14 protein-coding genes are annotated in these 16,447 nt (G+C 69.2%); 10 read left to right on the forward strand and 4 right to left on the reverse strand.

Going from position 1 to position 16,447, the window contains the following annotated elements:
* Positions 1-192: 192 nt before the first annotated feature.
* The gene (locus tag ON30_RS04170; protein WP_040704337.1) at positions 193-1,218 is read left to right on the forward strand and encodes an alpha/beta hydrolase; all 1,026 of its coding nucleotides are present in this window, start codon (positions 193-195) and stop codon (positions 1,216-1,218) included.
* Between the two features lie 65 nt (positions 1,219-1,283).
* Here the strand turns inward: ON30_RS04170 and ON30_RS04175 are convergent, their stop codons facing one another.
* Both ON30_RS04175 and ON30_RS04180 read right to left on the reverse strand, forming a co-directional pair.
* A complete protein-coding gene (locus ON30_RS04175) occupies positions 1,284-2,309 on the reverse strand; it encodes an SDR family oxidoreductase (RefSeq protein WP_040704339.1) in 1,026 nt (341 codons plus the stop codon).
* An 80-nt stretch (positions 2,310-2,389) separates the two neighbouring features.
* Positions 2,390-3,190, reverse strand: coding sequence for an enoyl-CoA hydratase-related protein (locus ON30_RS04180; protein WP_040704515.1), 801 nt, complete (start codon positions 3,188-3,190; stop codon positions 2,390-2,392).
* Between the two features lie 145 nt (positions 3,191-3,335).
* On the opposite strand from ON30_RS04180, the gene ON30_RS04185 reads away from it, so the two are divergent.
* Positions 3,336-4,571 carry a TetR/AcrR family transcriptional regulator gene (locus ON30_RS04185; protein WP_051028916.1) on the forward strand — a complete coding sequence of 412 codons (1,236 nt, stop codon included), beginning with the start codon at positions 3,336-3,338 and terminating at the stop codon, positions 4,569-4,571.
* Positions 4,572-4,627: 56 nt separating this feature from the next.
* On the opposite strand, the gene ON30_RS04190 is transcribed toward ON30_RS04185, so the two are convergent.
* Positions 4,628-6,166: an aldehyde dehydrogenase family protein gene (locus tag ON30_RS04190; protein WP_083911131.1), complete on the reverse strand. Its 1,539-nt coding sequence runs from the start codon at positions 6,164-6,166 to the stop codon at positions 4,628-4,630.
* A 357-nt stretch (positions 6,167-6,523) separates the two neighbouring features.
* Between ON30_RS04190 and ON30_RS04195 the strand changes: the two genes are divergently transcribed.
* The 4 genes from ON30_RS04195 (at position 6,524) to ON30_RS04210 (ending at position 9,866) form a co-directional block, all read left to right on the forward strand.
* Positions 6,524-7,507: a daunorubicin/doxorubicin resistance ABC transporter ATP-binding protein DrrA gene (locus tag ON30_RS04195; RefSeq protein WP_051028918.1), complete on the forward strand. Its 984-nt coding sequence runs from the start codon at positions 6,524-6,526 to the stop codon at positions 7,505-7,507.
* Positions 7,504-8,334, forward strand: coding sequence for an ABC transporter permease (locus tag ON30_RS04200; RefSeq protein WP_040704343.1), 831 nt, complete (start codon positions 7,504-7,506; stop codon positions 8,332-8,334). The genes ON30_RS04195 and ON30_RS04200 overlap by 4 nt, the downstream gene beginning before the upstream one ends.
* A complete protein-coding gene (locus ON30_RS04205; RefSeq protein ID WP_040704345.1) occupies positions 8,331-9,200 on the forward strand; it encodes an ABC transporter permease in 870 nt (289 codons plus the stop codon). The genes ON30_RS04200 and ON30_RS04205 overlap by 4 nt, the downstream gene beginning before the upstream one ends.
* Positions 9,201-9,275: 75 nt before the next feature.
* Positions 9,276-9,866, forward strand: a complete 591-nt coding sequence (locus ON30_RS04210; protein ID WP_040704347.1) for a Uma2 family endonuclease — start codon at positions 9,276-9,278, stop codon at positions 9,864-9,866.
* Between the two features lies 1 nt (position 9,867).
* Here ON30_RS04210 and ON30_RS04215 read toward each other — a convergent pair whose 3' ends face one another.
* Positions 9,868-11,022 carry a lycopene cyclase family protein gene (locus ON30_RS04215; RefSeq protein ID WP_040704349.1) on the reverse strand — a complete coding sequence of 385 codons (1,155 nt, stop codon included), beginning with the start codon at positions 11,020-11,022 and terminating at the stop codon, positions 9,868-9,870.
* Positions 11,023-11,334: 312 nt separating this feature from the next.
* Between ON30_RS04215 and ON30_RS04220 the strand changes: the two genes are divergently transcribed.
* From ON30_RS04220 to ON30_RS04235, 4 genes are read left to right on the forward strand one after another with little or no spacing between them, the layout of a single operon-like run.
* On the forward strand, positions 11,335-12,933 hold the full coding sequence (locus ON30_RS04220; RefSeq protein ID WP_157183604.1) for an ABC transporter substrate-binding protein: 1,599 nt from the start codon (positions 11,335-11,337) through the stop codon (positions 12,931-12,933).
* Between the two features lie 7 nt (positions 12,934-12,940).
* On the forward strand, positions 12,941-13,882 hold the full coding sequence (locus ON30_RS04225; RefSeq protein WP_051028920.1) for an ABC transporter permease: 942 nt from the start codon (positions 12,941-12,943) through the stop codon (positions 13,880-13,882).
* Positions 13,879-14,793 carry an ABC transporter permease gene (locus ON30_RS04230; RefSeq protein ID WP_040704351.1) on the forward strand — a complete coding sequence of 305 codons (915 nt, stop codon included), beginning with the start codon at positions 13,879-13,881 and terminating at the stop codon, positions 14,791-14,793. The genes ON30_RS04225 and ON30_RS04230 overlap by 4 nt, the downstream gene beginning before the upstream one ends.
* Positions 14,780-16,444: a dipeptide ABC transporter ATP-binding protein gene (locus ON30_RS04235; RefSeq protein ID WP_051028921.1), complete on the forward strand. Its 1,665-nt coding sequence runs from the start codon at positions 14,780-14,782 to the stop codon at positions 16,442-16,444. The genes ON30_RS04230 and ON30_RS04235 overlap by 14 nt, the downstream gene beginning before the upstream one ends.
* The last annotated feature ends 3 nt before the right edge of the window (positions 16,445-16,447 follow it).

Raw genomic sequence — 16,447 nt, forward strand, 5'->3', positions numbered from 1 at the left:
GTTCGCGCTGGTCAGCAATGATGACGACACGTTACGGTAACGACGGCCCCTGGTGTGACGACTACACAGGCCGTATGGTCGGGCCGGCTACCCGCCGGCCCGGTCGAGGGAAGACCATCCGTCCCGATACGAAGTGAAGGTGCGAAATTGATACGTCGACTCACCCGGCGCCGTGGCTCGCGTGCCGCGGCGATGCTGGCGGCGACCGCGGTGTTCGCGGGCGTCATGTCCGGACTCGGCGCATCCCCGGCCTCGGCGGCCGACCCGATCATCGACTCCAAGGCCCTGCTCGGTAATCCCGTCGCGCCCGACGGCTCCAAGATCACCAAGGCCGAGATCAAGGACGCGCGCAACCTGCGGTTGTACGTGTACTCGGCGGCGATGGACGAGACCTTCCCGGTCGACGTGCAGCGCCCCGCCGACGCCTCGGTGCCGCGTCCGGCCTTCTACCTGCTCAACGGCGCGGGCGGCGGCGAGGACACCGCCTCCTGGAACGCCAAGACCGACGCGTTGCAGTTCCTCAGCGACAAGAACGTCAACGTGATCCAGCCCATCGGCGGCAAGTGGAGCTACTACACCGACTGGATCAAGGACGATCCGACGCTGGGCCGCAACAAGTGGACCACCTTCTTCACCGAGGAACTGCCCCCGCTGATCGACGGCGCGCTGGGCACCAACGGCGTCAACGGAATCGCGGGTCTGTCGACCTCGGGCACCACGGTGCTGGCGCTGCCGATCGCCAAGCCGGGCCTCTACAAGGCCGCCGCCGCCTACAGCGGCTGCGCCCAGACCAGTGACCCGGTGGGTTCGGAGTTCGTGCGCCTGACCGTCGAGACCTGGGGCGGCGGCGACACCTTGAACATGTGGGGCCCGGAGGGCTCGCCGGAGTGGACGAAGAACGATCCCTACGTCAACGCCGAAGGGCTGCGCGGGGTCGATCTCTACGTCTCCACCGGTACCGGCCTGCCCGGCCCGTACGACACCCTGGACGGCAAGTACGCGCTGCCCGGCGCCTACGGTCTGGCCAATCAGCTCATCATCGGCGGCGTGATCGAGGCGGGCACCAACTTCTGCACGCACAACTTGCAGAACAAGCTGAACGAACTGGGCATCCCGGCCACGTTCAACTTCCGCCCCAACGGCACCCACTCGTGGGGCTACTGGCAGGACGAGCTGCACCAGTCCTGGCCGGTCCTGGCCCGCGGCATGGGCGTCTGACCCTCCCGAACTCCACCGCCCCGGTCGCGCTCAGCGGCCGGGGCGGTGTCGTGTGTGGGGGCCGTTCAGACCCAGTTCTCGGCCCAGTACTTCCAGATCAGCGGTGCGTAGCCGGCCAAGGGGGGAACGCGGATGTCGGAGTCGGCCAGCGCGGCGGTGGTGCGCTCACAGCCGAACCAGCAGGTGAATTCGCTGTGCGCCAGCACGTCGCGGGGGACGCCGACGCGCGGCAGCACCCATTTCGCGCCCGGCACCCGCAGCATCATCTCCAGGGTGCGTTTGGGCATGACCTCGACCAGGTGCGGCGCGCCCGCCTCGTCGGCGAACAGGTTCAGCGCCTCGGCCGCGCTCTGCCTGCGCGGGTCGACCAAGTGGTAGGTGCTGGAGTTCGGCAGGTCGCCGTGGGCGATGTGGTCGAGCGCGCGGGCCACGAAATCCACCGGCACCATGTTGGTCTCGCCCAGTTTCGGTACCAGCACGGGCAGCAGGCGGGGGAGTTGGGCGGCCATCCGCAGCAGGCGGAAGAAGTAGTAGGGGCCGTCGATGCGGTCGATCTCGCCGGTGCGGGAGTGCCCGATGACGATCGAGGGCCGGTAGATCCGCCAGTCCACCCCGGAGTCGCGCACGATGCGCTCGGCCTCGAATTTGCCGCGTTGCAGGGCGGTGGCGGGCCGCTGGCCGCGGTCGAACATGTCCTCGGTGAACAGGCCCTCGAAGCCGCCCGCGACCTCCACGGTCGAGAGGTGGTGCAGCAGGGGCGTTCCCAGCGCCTCGGCCACCTCCACCACGTGGCGGGTGCCGCCGCCGCGCTCGATCAGGTCGTAGCTCGAGGCCAGGTGGAAGATGTGGTCGATCTCGCCGCGGTGCTCGACCAGCCAGCCCGGGTCGATGCCGAGTCCGGGCGCGCCGAGGTCGCCGCGGACCGGGCGGACCCGGTCACCGCCGTCCCACTCCCGGGCGCAGCAGGTGAAGCGGTCCGCCGAGTCGAGGCCGGGTCGGACCAGTACGTGGATATCGCCGTCACGATGCAGCAACTGCGGGACGAGGAATCGACCGATGAACCCAGTTGCTCCGGTAACCAGGTATGCCATAGCCGATGAACATAGTCGGCGGAAATCCGCGATGTGTGGCCGGGACCACCATCGCGGACCTCGGTCGGCCGCGCGCCGGACTAGTCGGCGAAGACCGCCTTGCGCTTGGTGAGCATCGCGGTCGCGCCCTCGAAGAAGTCCGGCGAGACCAGCAGTTCGGTCTGTCCGGCCTTCTCGGCGGCCAGCGCGGCGTCCAGGTGCGAGAGGGTGGCGGCGTTGAGGGCCTGCTTGGTCAGTTCCAGCGCGCGGCGCGGACCCGCGGCCAGCTTCTCGGCCACGGCGTCGACGCGGGCGTCGAGGTCGGCGTCGGCGAGCACGCCCGCGAACAGTCCGGCTTCCTTGGCCTTGCCCGCGGGCAGGCGCTCGCCCAGCAGCGCCATCTCGGCGGCCAACGGGCGGCCCGCCGCGGCGGCGACCATCGCGGCGGCGCCGCCGTCGGGCATCAGGCCGATGTTGATGAAGGCCAGCAGCAGGTAGGAGTCGGTTTCGGCGTAGACGAGGTCGGCGGCCAACGCGATGCCGACGCCGACGCCCGCGGCCGCGCCCTTGATCTTGGCCACGACCGGGACCGGCACGTCGACAATGGATTTCACGAGCCGGTTGGCGGCGTCCATGACCATGTCGGAGGTGATGCCGCGCTGTTGTTCGGCGGCCGAGGAGGACAGGTCGGCGCCGGTGCAGAAGTCGCCGCCCTCGCCCGCGAGTACGATCGCCCGGACCTCGCGATCCTCGGCGGCGGCCAGGAAGGTGTCCCCGAGGGCGACCATGGTGTCGTAGTCCACGGCGTTCTTGCGCTTGGGGTTGGTGATGGTGACGCGCAGGATCTTCCCGTCCTTGACCGCGGAGAAACGGGCCGCGGTTGCGGAATCGGTATTACTCATCATCAGCTCCTGGTCTGCCATTCGCCCGGCATCGCAACACGAATAGTGGTTAACTTTGCGAATTGTGGTTAACTTAGGTTGACTTGTCGGGCGCTGTCAACAGGCAGCGCCGTGGTGAGGGGACCGTCCCGGAATGGAGTGATGCATGGTCGCGGAACGCAGCGAGATCGATCTCGCTCCCGCGCGCCGTGCCACCGGCGGCAACGCCGCCGAACCCGCCAAATCCGTGCGCAGGCGTCCCAAGGACCGCAAGGTCCAGATCGTGCGCGCCGCCGCGCGCGCCTTCAGCGAACGCGGCTACTACCCGGTCGGCGTCGACGAGATCGCGGCCGAGGTCGGCATCTCCGGCCCCGCGCTCTACCGCCACTTCGCCAACAAGTACGCGCTGCTGGTCGCCGCCGCCGAAGAAGGCGCCCGCCACCTGCTCCAGGTCGCCCAGGACGCCGACGACCCCGACCTGGAACCCGCCGCCCGCCTGGACGCCCTGATCAAGGCGATCAGCGAACACACCATCGACATCCGCCGCGAAGCCGGGCTCTACCGGTGGGAACGCCGCTACCTCGAACACGAGGACCGCGTGCGCATCCGCAAGATCTACGACGACCTCAACGCCACCGTCGCCGCCCCGATCGCCGGTCTGCGCCCGGAACTGCCCGACGCCGACGTCGCCATGCGCGCCGCCGCCGTGCTCAGCGTAGTCGCCAGCATCTCCGCGCACCGCACCGCGCTGTCCGGCGCGCGCCTGCTGCCGCTGCTCGAACAGATGTGCGCCGCGGTGGTGCACGCCGACCTGCCGCCCGCCCCGCCCGCACCCGAACCCGGGCCGGTCACCAAGGGGCTTCCGGTCACCTCGAAACGCGAACAGCTGCTCACCGAGGCCATCCGCATCTTCGGCAGGCAGGGCTACCACGAGGCCAGCATCGAGGAGATCGGCGCGGCCGTCGGCATCAACGCCTCCAGCGTCTACCGCTACTTCAGCAGCAAATCCGATCTGCTCGCCGCCGCCTTCTACCGCACCGGCGACCGGGTCGCGATGGCCATCACCGAAGCGCTGGCCGAAGCGACCAGCCGCCCCGACGCGGTGCGCGGCATCGCCGAACGCCAGGCCCGGCTGACCTTCGCGATGCCCGAGATCATGCCGGTCTACTACGCCGAGTTCAGCAACCTGCCGCCCGCCGAACAGCACAAGCTGCGCGCCATCCAGCGGCAGAACGTGCAGGAGTGGGCGAACCTGCTCGACGGCGACCCGACCGAGGCCCGCTTCCGCGTGCACGCGGCCATCGGTCAGGTCATCGACGTGGGGCGGTTGGTCCGATTCGACTCCCGCCCCGAGCAATTGGCGCGCGTCACCGCCCTGATGGAGGCCGTGCTGCTCGGCTGAGCCGCCGTCCGGGGTCGGTGTCGACGCGCCGCTCAGGGGCGGTGTCGACGTGCCCCTCAGGGGCGGTGCGCGTGCCGTAGTCGGAACATCGTCTTCGCCAGGCGTAGGTGCCGTGGGTGCCGCTCGAACGTGGACAGGTTCACCGGCGCCCGGTACTGCTTGCGGGCCACCGCGAGGGTGCGGCTGAACTCGCGCAGGCCGTGCTCGCCGTGGCTGTGGCCCTGGCCGTATTCGCCGACGCCGCCGAAGGGCAGCGCGGGAATGCTGGTGTAGGCGGTGGAGGAGTTGATGGTCACCACCCCGACGCGCAGTTTCTCGGCGAAGGAGTCGACGTCGGCGACGTCGCGGGTGAACACCGAGACCGCGATGGCGTTGCCGGTGGCGTTGATCCGCTCGGCCGCCTCCTCCAGGTTCGCCACCCGGTTCACGATCAGCACGGGGCCGATGGCCTCACCGGTGACGGCGATGCTCTGTTCGGGGACCTCGGCGAGCACGATCGGCTGGATGTAGGGCTCGCGCAGCGACTCCAGGTCACCGACCACCGCGCGGCCGCCGCGGGCGAGTGCGTCGCGGACCTGCCGGCGCACCACCTCGATCTGCGATTCGAGCACCATCGGGCCGTAGGAGGCGTGCCGGTCCGCGCCCGGACGCAGGACCCGCGCGTGCGCGGCCACCAGTTCCAGGAAGTTGTCGTAGACCGAATCGGCGACGTAGGCGCGCTGGATGCCGGTGGGGTTCTGGCCCGCGTTGGCCATCGCGCCGAACACCGCGGCTTCGGCGGCGTCGTCGAGTTCGGCGTCGACGTGCACGACCATCGCGCCCTTGCCCGCCCGTTCCACCACCACCGGTGTCATGGTCTGCGCGCAGGCCGAGATGACCTCGCGCGCACCGGCTTCCGATCCGGCGTAGGCGATCTTGTCGACCTTGGCCCGGCACAGCGCGGCCCCGGTGACGTGATCGCCGGTGACCACTTGCAGCACCGGTTGGTCGGGGGCCAGTCGCTGCCAACTCTCGGCCAGCCACACCCCGACGCCGGTGGTCAGCTCGTGCGGTTTGAACACCACCGCGTTGCCCGCGGCCATCGCGTAGGCGATCGAGCCCATCGGGGTGAACAGCGGGTTGTTCCACGGCCCGAGCACGCCGACGACGCCGAGCGGGAGGTAGCCCACCGACGCCTTCTGGTTACGGGTCAGCCACGTCGAGCGCAGGCCGCGCCTGCGCAGGGTGCGTCCGGCGTTGCGGGCGGCCCAGTCCAGGTTCTCGATGGCCAGCAGGACCTCGATCACCGCGTCCGCCTCCGGTTTCCCGGTCTCCTCGCGGATGATCTCCACCAATTCGCCCGCGCGCTTGGCGATGTGGCGTTTCCAGTCCAGCAGCCACCGTTTGCGGGCTTTGAATCCCAGTGCGGCCCACCATCTCTCGGCCGAGCGCGCCGCGCGCACGGTGCGATCGAGTTCGCCGGTTCCCATCATCGCGTAGCTGCCGACCACCTCGCCGGTGCGCGGGTCGTAGGAGGTCAGGACCTCCCGGCCGGTCGGATACAGGGCTGTCCGTACGGATTCCATCGCCGTGCGCGGCTGCGTTGACTCTGTCATGTCGCACCTCTCGCAGTCGTCCCACCCTGGTACTCACCCGGTGGACAGCGACCCCGCCGACAGGTGAGTACGTCGTTTTCCCCTGCCAGCAGATTATGGGCGTCGCGAGGCGTCGACAAGACGGCGTCACTGCCCCTGCGCTGCCCTCGCGCGGATCCGCCCAGGGCGGGTCCCGACCGGCCACGCAATTGTGATCAAGAACACAGTTCGGAACAGTTCCGGTGGGATACCCCTGCTCACCCTTGTCGCGGAGTTGGGGCCGGTAACATCACGCCGAGCGATCCGATCACCACCGGAGGGCGTGCCCACGGCACGCCACGGCGAGGATCGCCGCACCGGGCAGATAGTGGAGAGTTGATGCCGAGTTCGAACCAAGCAGAGTCGTCCGTGAGCGATCCGGCGGTCCTCGTCGAGGACGTCCGCAAATCCTTCGGCGAGGTCGAGGCCCTGCGCGGCATCAGTTTCACCGCGGCCAAAGCGACCGTGCTCGGCATCCTCGGCCCCAACGGCGCCGGGAAGACCACCACCGTCAAGATCCTGTCCACGCTGCTGCGCCCCGACTCCGGCACCGCCGTCGTCGCCGGACACGACGTGCGCGCCGACCCCGCGGGCGTGCGCCGCTCGATCATGATGACCGGCCAGTACGCCGCCCTCGACGAGAACCTCTCCGGACGGGAGAACCTCGAACTGTTCGGCAGGCTCATGGGCCTGGGTCGCTCGTCGGCCCGCCGCCGCGCCGACGACCTGCTCGAACAGTTCGACCTGGTCAGCGCGGGCCGCCGCTCGGTGCGCCAGTACTCCGGCGGTATGCGCCGCCGCGTCGACATCGCCTGCGGACTCGTGGTGCGCCCCGAAGTGGTCTTCCTCGACGAACCCACCACCGGTCTGGACCCGCGCAGCCGCCAAGGCGTGTGGGACCTGGTGCAGATCCTCAAGCAGCAGGGCATCACCGTGCTGCTGACCACCCAGTACCTCGAGGAAGCCGACGTCCTGAGCGACCGGATCATCGTCATCGACAAGGGCACCGTCATCGCCGAAGGCACCGCCGACGAACTCAAGGAGAAGACCGGCGGCAGCTACTGCGAGGTCGTCCCGCTCGATCCCAAGCAGCTGCAGCGCGCCGCCGACGCCCTCGGCGACCTGGTGCCCGCCGCCGTCGCCGCCGATCTCGACGGCGCCGACCGCCTCTCGATCCCGGCCCCCGGCGGCGCCACCACCCTGGCCGAGGCGCTGCGCCGACTCGACTACGTCGGCGTCGACCTCGCCGACATCGGCCTGCGCCGCCCTTCCCTCGACGACGTATTCCTGTCCATCACCGGCCACTCGGGCGGTCAGTCGTGACGGCCGCCACCACCGAGCGACCCGATCCGGGCGCCGACCCCGATCGGCTCTTCGCCGCGCTGCCCGAAGCCAGTCCGTCCTCGTTCGCGCAGTGGCGCGCGCTGAGCGGGCGGGTCGTGCGCACGATGGCGACCAAGGGCGAACTGATCGTCGCCTTCGTCACCCCGCTGGTGTTCACCCTCGGCTTCTACCTGCCGCTGCGCTACGTCATGAAATTCCAGGGCATCGACTACGCGCAGTTCGTCATGCCGGTCATCGTGTTGCAGACCATGGCGTTCACGATGATGTCGAACGCCCAGTTGTCGGCGTTCGAGGCGCTGACCGGGTTGAGCACCCGATTGCAGACGATGCCCATCGGCACCCTCGTCCCGCTGTCCGCGCGGATCAGCGCCGGGCTGGTGCGTTCGGTCGTCTCGCTGATCGGTGCGCTGCTGTTCGGCCACCTGATCGGGTTCCGCTTCGAGGCCGGGGTGTGGCAGGCCGTGCTGTTCTGCGGGTTCTCCCTCGCGGTCGGCACGGTGCTGGCGATCGGCGCGGACGGGCTCGGGTCGCTGACCAAGAGCCCGGAATCGCTGAGTCAGGCGCTGACGCTGCCGACGATCATCTTCGGCATGCTCTCGTGCGGATTCGTGCCGGAGACCTCCTTCCCCGAGTGGATCCGGCCGTTCGCGCGCAATCAGCCGATCTCCCAGTTCTCCTTCGCGATGCGCGACATGGCGGCCGACGGGGTCAGCTGGCAGGTGTTGTGGGTTCCGCTGCTGTGGTTGGGCGGACTGGCGATCGTATTCATCCCGTTTGCGGTCTGGGCGAGTGTGAGGCGGTCATGAGTTCGGCGGAGATGGTCTTGGACGAGGACGTCGCGACCGAGGAGATCCGGTGGCAGCCGCTGCCGGTCGTGGAACGACCGCGCGCGGAGAACGGCTTCGGCACCTGGCTCGACCACAGCCTGGTACAGGCCAAACGGCTGCTCTACGGGTGGGCGCGCGATCCCGCGACCACCATCCAGACCATCCTGTATCCGGCCGTCACCCTGCTGATGTTCCACGTCGTGCTGGGCAATTCGATCAGCGCCGCCACCGGGCAGCCCGCCGTCTACGGTCAGGTCCCGATGATCACGCTGGTCGCGGCGATGTCCGGGGCGGTGGTGAGCGCGCTGGGTTTCAAGGTGGAGAAGGCCACGGGCCTGCTCGGCCGGTTCTGGACCATGCCGGTGCATCGCGCCGCCGGTCTGACCGGCAGGTTGATCGCCGAGGCGGTCCGGGTGCTGCTGACCACACTGTTCGTCATCGCGGTCGGTTTCGCCATCGGGTTCCGCTTCGATCAGGGCGCGCTCGCCGCGGTGGCGATGATCGGCATCCCCGTGCTGTTCGGCATCGGTTTCGCGGTGCTGGTCACGGCGTTGGCGACGATCACCGAAGGCGTCATGCTGGTCAGCCTCATCAGCATCGTCAACACACTGCTGATGTTCTTCAACACCGGCTTCGTCCCCGTCGGCGCGTACCCCACCTGGTTGCAGGACGTGGTCGAGAACCAGCCCATGAGCTGCGCCATCGACGCCATGCGCGGCCTGTCCTACGGCGGCCCCGTCGCCGAGCCCATGTGGAAGACCGTCGCCTGGACCGTCGGCCTCATCGCCGTCTTCGCCCTCCCCGCCATCCGCGGCTACCGCCGCGCCGCCGAAACCGGCGCGTGAGTGTCACGGCGGACGTACCGTCGTGACCAGCGATATCCGTATGCTGGGGTGGCGAATCGGAGGGAGGTGTGCGCGATGACGGCGGCGACCACGCACGAACCGCCGCGGGATCCGGCGGAGGTGTTGTTGGAGGGGTTCCACGCACTGGTGACTCCCGACGGGTTCCGGGCCGAACTGATCGAGGGGGAAATCATCGTGACACCGCCGCCGTCGGGCGATCACGAGGCGATCGTCGCCTCCGTGGTCCGGCAGATCATCCGGCGCGCGACCGTCGATCTGGACTTCTCGGGCAACAAAGGTCTGTTGCTGGAACGCGGCGGCCTGTGCCCGAGTAATCACCTGATCCCCGACGGGGTGTTCGCGCCGGTCGGCGCTTACGCCGGTCAACCCGCTTGGATGCCGGTCGACGACATTGTCTTGGTCCTCGAGGTGACCAGCGCCAAAGCCGAACGGGATCGGCGCGGCAAGCGCTATTGCTACGCCCGGGGCGGCGTGCCGCTCTATCTGCTGGTGGACCGGGAGAAGCAGGCGGTCACACTGTTCGGCGAACCAGGCGGCGACGGTGACCTGATCGATTACCGTTCGGAGTCGCGGGTGCCCTTCGGCAAGCCGCTCGACCTGCCGAGCCCCTTCGCGCTGACGTTGGAGACCGTCGACTTCCGGTAGGTCAGTAGGGGTGGTCGAGCCAGCGGTTGCGGTGGGTCCAGCCGACGAGGTCGTAGCGCCAGTGGAAGGGCCAGGTGTGGGCGACGGTGTTGACCAGGACCGCGCCGAGGGCCGTGTAGTCGTCATGGGCGGAGAGCAGGGCGCGTTGTCCGCGCTCGGATTCGGTGAAGAACGCCTCGAACATGGCGATGGACTGGTCGGTGGTGAGACGGCCGAGGCCGTACAGCCCGCGCATGCGCATCCAGTAGACCAGGCGCGCGCGCCACGGCCACAACGCTTCGACGGGGTTCGTTCCCGCGTTCAGGGCGTCGACGGCGGTGTCGACCAGGGCCAGTGAGTCGGCGACGCTGTAGCCGGTGCAGGGGTGCATCATGCCGCCGCGTGAGCCGAACGGGATCGGTCCGTCGCCGCGGCGGGCGGGCGGGGGCTGGTCGAGGGGGTAGTGGGCGGCTTCGCTAGGTTCGTCACCGGTGAGGTGGATGCCGTGCGCGGCGAGGCGGGCCAGGGTGCGGGCCCGCAGCACGTGCTGGGGCATTCCCCCGCGTAATCCGAGGCTGGTCTCCTCGAAGATGACGGTGCCGTCGCCGAGCGGCACGGCGTACAGGAACGACGGCGGTTCGTCGGGGCCCGCGCCGTTCTCGGGCCGCCAGTCCAGCAGCAGTCCTTCGCCGTCGCCGACCATGGGCGCGGCGACGGCGGCGTCGACGAAGATGCCGTGCGCGGAGGCGGTGCGCCGCGCGCCGGGGGAGGGCAGGCCGCGGGTGTCGAAGACGGTGTCGGCGGTGATGGTCGTCCCGTCGCGCAGGGTGACGGTGTGCGCGGTGACCTCGGCGGCCCGCCCGGTGATCACGGTGGCCTCGTCCAGCGGGAGCGCGTCGCGGAGTCCGGGTTTGGACAGCACGCAGTAGGGGCGTTCGACGCGGTGTTCGGTCTCGGTCCACACGGTCGGCGCGGCGATGCGCTGGGCGATGGCGCTCGCGGGTAGCCAGGCGGGCAGTTCGTCGATCCAGCAGGAGAAGGTGGGCGGCCACAGGCGGTCGGGGCGCGGGTCGACGGCGGCGACGCGGAGTCCGGCCGCGGCCGCTCGGTGGGCCAGCGCCCGTCCGGTCGGCCCGAGGCCGACCACGCAGATGTCGAATTCTCGGCTGTGGCTCACGTCCGCATTCAATCCGGTACGACCGTCCCGGCGCAACAACCGGTCGGTTCACGTTGCGCGCGGAGGGATGCCCGAGGTTTGCCGCGAGGGTTAAAACAGGGGTGAGGCAAACCATTTCCACACTCCGGGCGCGTCGATAGTTTACCCGTCATGTGATCGTGCGCGGCGAGCCGTGCGCGCTTCACGGCAGTACCCGACGTGCCGAACGTCCTGCGCTTTACCTCTGACGACCCCGAACCACGGTGCGGCTGAGTGGAACTCGCTGAGCCGACACGACGGGAGTCCCCAGGTGTGTGTTCGAAAGGAGTCGCGGTGGCAATCGGGCGTAGGAGAGGGGGATGGCGGCTCGCCGCGGTGACGACGCTGGTCGCGCTGGTGGCGACCGCGTGCGCGGGCGGCGGCACTTCGGGCGGCGGCGACGCGGGCCCGCCGCAGACCGGCGGCACGCTGAACATCGGCCTGAACCAGGACCTCAACGGCGTGGACGCCGCTGTGGTGAACCAGGTCTGGCGGACGGTGGCGCGGGCGCTGTCGGATTCGTTGGTCTTCTACAACCCCGACACCAAGCAGTTGGAGCCGTGGCTGGCCACGAAGTGGGATGTCACCGACGCCCGCGTCTACCGTTTCCAACTGCGCCAGGACGTCACCTTCCAGGACGGCACCAAACTCACCGGTGACGTCGTGAAGAAGAACTTCGAGAGCCTGAACCGGCCCGGCATCCACTCCAGCGCCAAGACCATCGTCGAAGGCATCCGTCAGATCACGGCGCCCTCGGAGTACGAGGTGGTGGTGGAGTTCGAGAAGCCGAACGCCGCCTTCTTGACCAGTCTCTCGCGCGCGCACGCCGGCATCGTCTCGGCGAAGACCGCGGCGCTGCCGGTGGCCGAGCGGCAGAAGTGGATCGACGGCTCCGGCCCGTTCTACCTCCAGGAATACATCCCCAACCAGCACATCGTGTTGAAGAAGCGCCCCGAATACAACTGGGCTCCGGCCTATTTCGGTCGTTCGGGCGCGGCGTACCTGGACGAGGTCGTCTACAAGATCATCCCCGAGGACTCGGTGCGCAACGGCGCGGTCATCGGCGGCGACGAGTTGCAGTTCATCTACTGGGTCAACGGCAAGTACGTCGACCAGTTGAAGTCGGCGGGTCTGACGATCTCCGAGACGCTCAATCCCGCGACCGGCACCGAACTGCCGGTGAACACCTCCTCGAAGTTCCTCCAGGACGTGCGGGTGCGGCAGGCGTTGCAGGTGGGCCTGAACCGGGAGGAGTACGTCAAGATCGTCTCCAAGGGTCACGACCGGGTGGCGAAAGGTCCGCTGAGCGAGTCGAACCCGTACTTCGCCGATGTCAGCCAGTACTTGAAGTACGACCCGGACAAGGCCGTGCGGTTGCTCGAGGAAGCCGGCTGGAAGACGGTGGGCGCGGACGGCATCCGCGTCAACGCCGCGGGTGAGCGACTGCGGTTGCGGGGTCCGCAGGACGACGCGGGCTGGCAGGTGTTGCAGAGCCAGTGGCGCAAGATCGGCGTCGACCTGGCGTTGGAGCCGCCGCTGCGCGCGGAGGCCAACCAGAAGCTGCTCTCCGGCGAGTACGACATCGCCTACTGGTACCACTCCACGCCCGACCCGGACGTGCTGCGCGCCAACTACGGCAAGACGACCGGCTCCAACCGGTCCTTCCTGCCCGACGGCACCGAGGTGGACGCGTTGTTGCAGGAGCAGAACACCGTGCTGGACAAGCCCGCCCGGCAGGCGATCGTCGACAAGGCCGCGGAGTTGCTGGTGCGCGAGGCGTACGTGATCCCGGTGATCAACGACGTCGACGTGTGGGCCTACCAGCCGCGACTGCACGGGATCGAGGCGGTCGGCCTGGACCAGTACCTGTACAACGCCTGGCTCGAGCAGTAGGTCCGTGATGGAACTGGTGAGGTACGTCCTGCGGCGGCTGGCCTACGCGGTGGTCGTGGTGTGGGGCGCGTTCACGGGTGCGTTCTTCCTGCTCTACATCGTGCCCGGCGACGCGGCGGGCGGCCTCACCCTGGGCGCGGACGGCGGTGACATCGAGCGCATGCTCGCCGAGCAGCGCGAGTTGCTCGGGCTCAACCGTCCGCTCTACGTCCAGTACTTCGACGCGCTGTTCAGCGCGCTGCGCGGCGATTTCGGCGACAGCATCTACCAGCGGCGGCCCGCCACCGACATCTTCTTCGAATCCTTCGGGCAGACGGTGCAACTGGCGTTCCTCGGGCTGTTCCTCGCGGTGCTGCTCGGCGTGACGCTGTCGGTGGTGATCGAGTTGATCGACTGGAAGTGGGCGCGGGAACTGCTGATCTCGCTGCCGCCGGTCGCGGTGTCGTTGCCGCCGTTCATCGTCGCGCTGGTCGGTGTGCAGATCTTCGCCTTCCAACTGGGCTGGATCAAAGCGTTCGGCGACAAGACGACCCTCGGTCTGGTGATCGCGTCGCTGTCGATCGCGGTGGCGGGCGGCGGGCAGATCTCCCAACTGCTCACCGTCAACCTGCGGGCCGCCCTGGACTCGCCCTACATCGAGACCGCGCGCAACTGGGGGCTGAGCCGTTTCGACCTGGTCGTGCGGCACGCCCTGCGCGCGGCGTCGCTGCCGGTGGTGACCGCGCTCGGGACCACCGTCGGCGTGATGGTCGGCGGCACCGTGCTCACCGAGACGGTGTTCTCCCGCCTCGGGGTCGGCAGACTCATCGTCGACGCCGTGGAGGGCCGGGACATGCCGATCGTGCTGATCGCGGTCACCGCGAGCGCGCTGATCTTCGTGACGGTCAACCTGGTCGTCGACCTGATCTATCCGGTCATCGACAAGCGAATCCGATTGGACGCCCGATGAGTCTGCTGGAAGTCTCCTCCGTCGATCTGGAGAAGTCCGCGGCCCCCGAGGTTCCGGCCCGCGCGGGCGGGCGGGGCAAGGCGGCGCTGCGGTGGTCGCGGCACGTCGTGACCGAGCCGAGTCTGCTGATCTCCTACCTGTGGGTGGCGCTGATGGTGGTCGCCACCTTCGTCCCGACGCTGTTCACCGGACGTGATCCGCTGGCCCAGGACGCCGACGCGCTGCTGCTGGCCCCGAGCCTCGCGCATCCGTTCGGCACCGACGACCTGGGCCGCGACCAGTTCACCCGCATGGTGCACGGCACGTCGCTCTCGGTGCAGGCCGCGGTGATCGCGGTCCTGCTCGGTCTGGTCAGCGGCGCGCTGATCGGGTTGGTCGCGGGCGCGGTGGGCGGCTGGGTCGACAGTGTGCTCATGCGGGTCATGGACGTGATGCTGGCGGTGCCCAGCCTGATCGTGTCGCTGGCGATCATCTCGGCGCTCGGGCACGGCGTGCTCAACATCGCCATCGCCATCGGCATCAACAGCACCGCGGGCTTCGCCCGGCTCATGCGCTCGGAAGTGTTGAAGGTCGCCACCTCGAAATACGTGGAGGCGTCGGTGTTCGCGGGCCACGGCTACGCCTACCGCCTGTTCCGCCACGTCGTCCCGAACGCGTCGCGGTCGGTGCTGGCCGCGGCCACCATGGAGATCGGCACCGCCATCCTCACCGTCGCGGCGCTGAGCTTCCTGGGTCTCGGTGCGCCCCCGCCCACCCCGGAGTGGGGTCTGCTCGTCTCCGAGGGCCGCACGTTCATCGCGACCCAGTGGTGGCTGAGCCTGCTGCCCGGACTCGTCATCACCCTCTCGGTCGTCGCGATCTACCGGATCGGACGATCGCTGAATCGCGGGAGAACCAGTGTCGTCGCCTGATCCGCTCACGAAGGTCACGAAATCCCCGGCGACCTTGCTGACCTTGCAGGACGTCACCGTCGACTTCGACGTGCCCGGCCGCCGCACGGCCCGGGTCGTCGACGGGGTGAGCCTGAGCCTGCGCGCGGGCGAGGTGCTGGCGCTGGTGGGCGAATCCGGTTCGGGCAAGTCGACACTCGCGCGCACCGTCACCGGCACCCTCGCCGAGAACGGGCGGGTCACGGGCGGGCGCGTCACCCTGGGCGGTCGTCAGCTCAACGGGCTCACCGACAAGCAGTACCGCGCGATCCGCGGACGCGAGATCGGCTACATCCCGCAGGACGCGCTGCTCGGTCTGAATCCGCTGCTGCCCGTGGGCATCCAGGCGGGCGAACCGCTGCGCGCGCACGGCTTGGCGAACAAGGCCGAACGCCGGGCGCGCATCCTGGACCTGTTCGCGCAGGTGGGATTGCGCAACCCGGACAAGGTCTTCCACGCCTATCCGCACGAACTCTCGGGCGGCATGTGCCAGCGAGTGTTGATCGCCGCGGCCATGTCGACGCGGCCCGCGCTGCTGGTCGCCGACGAACCCACCACCGCGTTGGACGTCACGGTGCAGAAACGCATCCTGGACCTGCTCAGCGAACTGGTCGCCGAGGAACAGTTGGCGATCCTGCTGATCACCCACGATCTCGGCGTCGCCGCCGAACGCGCCGACGAGATCGCGGTGTTGCAGTCCGGTCGCGTGGTGCGCTCGGGCCGGGCGGCCGAGGTCATCGCCGAACCCGGCGACCCATACACGACCGCCCTGCTGAAATCCTCGGCGCTGGGGCTGGCCGGTTCGGTCGTCGCGGCCGAACGCGCCGTCGACCCGGACGCGCCGATCGTGGTGCGCGCCGAAGGCGTGCGCAAGAGCTTCCTCGCCCATCGCGGCAAGGAGAAGGTCACCGCCGTCGCGGACGCCTCGTTCACCGTGCGGCGCGGCACCACCCTCGGCATCGTCGGCGAATCCGGTTCCGGCAAAACCACTCTCGTGCGGATCTTGGCCGGACTGGTCGCCCCCGACGCCGGCGCCGTCGAGGTCGCGGGCGAACGGGTCGTGCACCATCGCCGCGGTCGTGGGCAGCGCGCGCTCTACCGCAAGGTCCAGATGGTCTACCAGGACCCGTTCGCCTCGCTCGACCCGCGCGTCACCGTCAGCGCGCTCATCGAGGAACCGTTGCGCGGCCACCGCATCGGTGACGCCGCCCGACGTCGCCGCCGCGTCGCCGAACTGCTCGACCGCACCGGCCTGCCCGCCGACGTGGCCGACCGCTACACCGCCGAACTCTCCGGCGGGCAACGCCAACGCGTCGCCATCGCCCGCGCGCTGGCCCCCGACCCGGAACTGGTGATCCTCGACGAACCGGTCTCGGCGCTCGACGTCACCGTGCAACGGCAGATCCTCGACCTGCTGGCCGACCTGCAACGCGACCTGTCGCTGACCTACGTCTTCATCTCCCACGATCTCGGCGTCATCGCCGAGATGTCCGACGAGATCGTGGTGTTGCGGCACGGCGAGATCGTCGAGAGCGGCACCGCCCGCGCCATCATCTCCACCCCGGAAACCGACTACGTCAAGGAACTGCTCGCCTCCATTCCCGGCGCGGGCATCCCGACGGTCGCGGTCTGATCG

Source organism: Nocardia takedensis NBRC 100417 (assembly GCF_000308695.1).
GTDB lineage: Bacteria > Actinomycetota > Actinomycetes > Mycobacteriales > Mycobacteriaceae > Nocardia > Nocardia takedensis.

What these genes read in the sequence shown, in the direction of transcription:
- ON30_RS04180 (WP_040704515.1), bottom strand. Translation starts at nt 3,190, where the DNA reads ATGAGTAATACCGATTCCGCAACCGCGGCCCGTTTCTCCGCGGTCAAG.
- ON30_RS04225 (WP_051028920.1), top strand. Translation starts at nt 12,941, where the DNA reads ATGGAACTGGTGAGGTACGTCCTGCGGCGGCTGGCCTACGCGGTGGTC.
- ON30_RS04185 (WP_051028916.1), top strand. Translation starts at nt 3,336, where the DNA reads ATGGTCGCGGAACGCAGCGAGATCGATCTCGCTCCCGCGCGCCGTGCC.
- ON30_RS04205 (WP_040704345.1), top strand. Translation starts at nt 8,331, where the DNA reads ATGAGTTCGGCGGAGATGGTCTTGGACGAGGACGTCGCGACCGAGGAG.
- ON30_RS04175 (WP_040704339.1), bottom strand. Translation starts at nt 2,309, where the DNA reads ATGGCATACCTGGTTACCGGAGCAACTGGGTTCATCGGTCGATTCCTC.
- ON30_RS04230 (WP_040704351.1), top strand. Translation starts at nt 13,879, where the DNA reads ATGAGTCTGCTGGAAGTCTCCTCCGTCGATCTGGAGAAGTCCGCGGCC.
- ON30_RS04195 (WP_051028918.1), top strand. Translation starts at nt 6,524, where the DNA reads ATGCCGAGTTCGAACCAAGCAGAGTCGTCCGTGAGCGATCCGGCGGTC.
- ON30_RS04210 (WP_040704347.1), top strand. Translation starts at nt 9,276, where the DNA reads ATGACGGCGGCGACCACGCACGAACCGCCGCGGGATCCGGCGGAGGTG.
- ON30_RS04190 (WP_083911131.1), bottom strand. Translation starts at nt 6,166, where the DNA reads ATGACAGAGTCAACGCAGCCGCGCACGGCGATGGAATCCGTACGGACA.
- ON30_RS04170 (WP_040704337.1), top strand. Translation starts at nt 193, where the DNA reads ATGCTGGCGGCGACCGCGGTGTTCGCGGGCGTCATGTCCGGACTCGGC.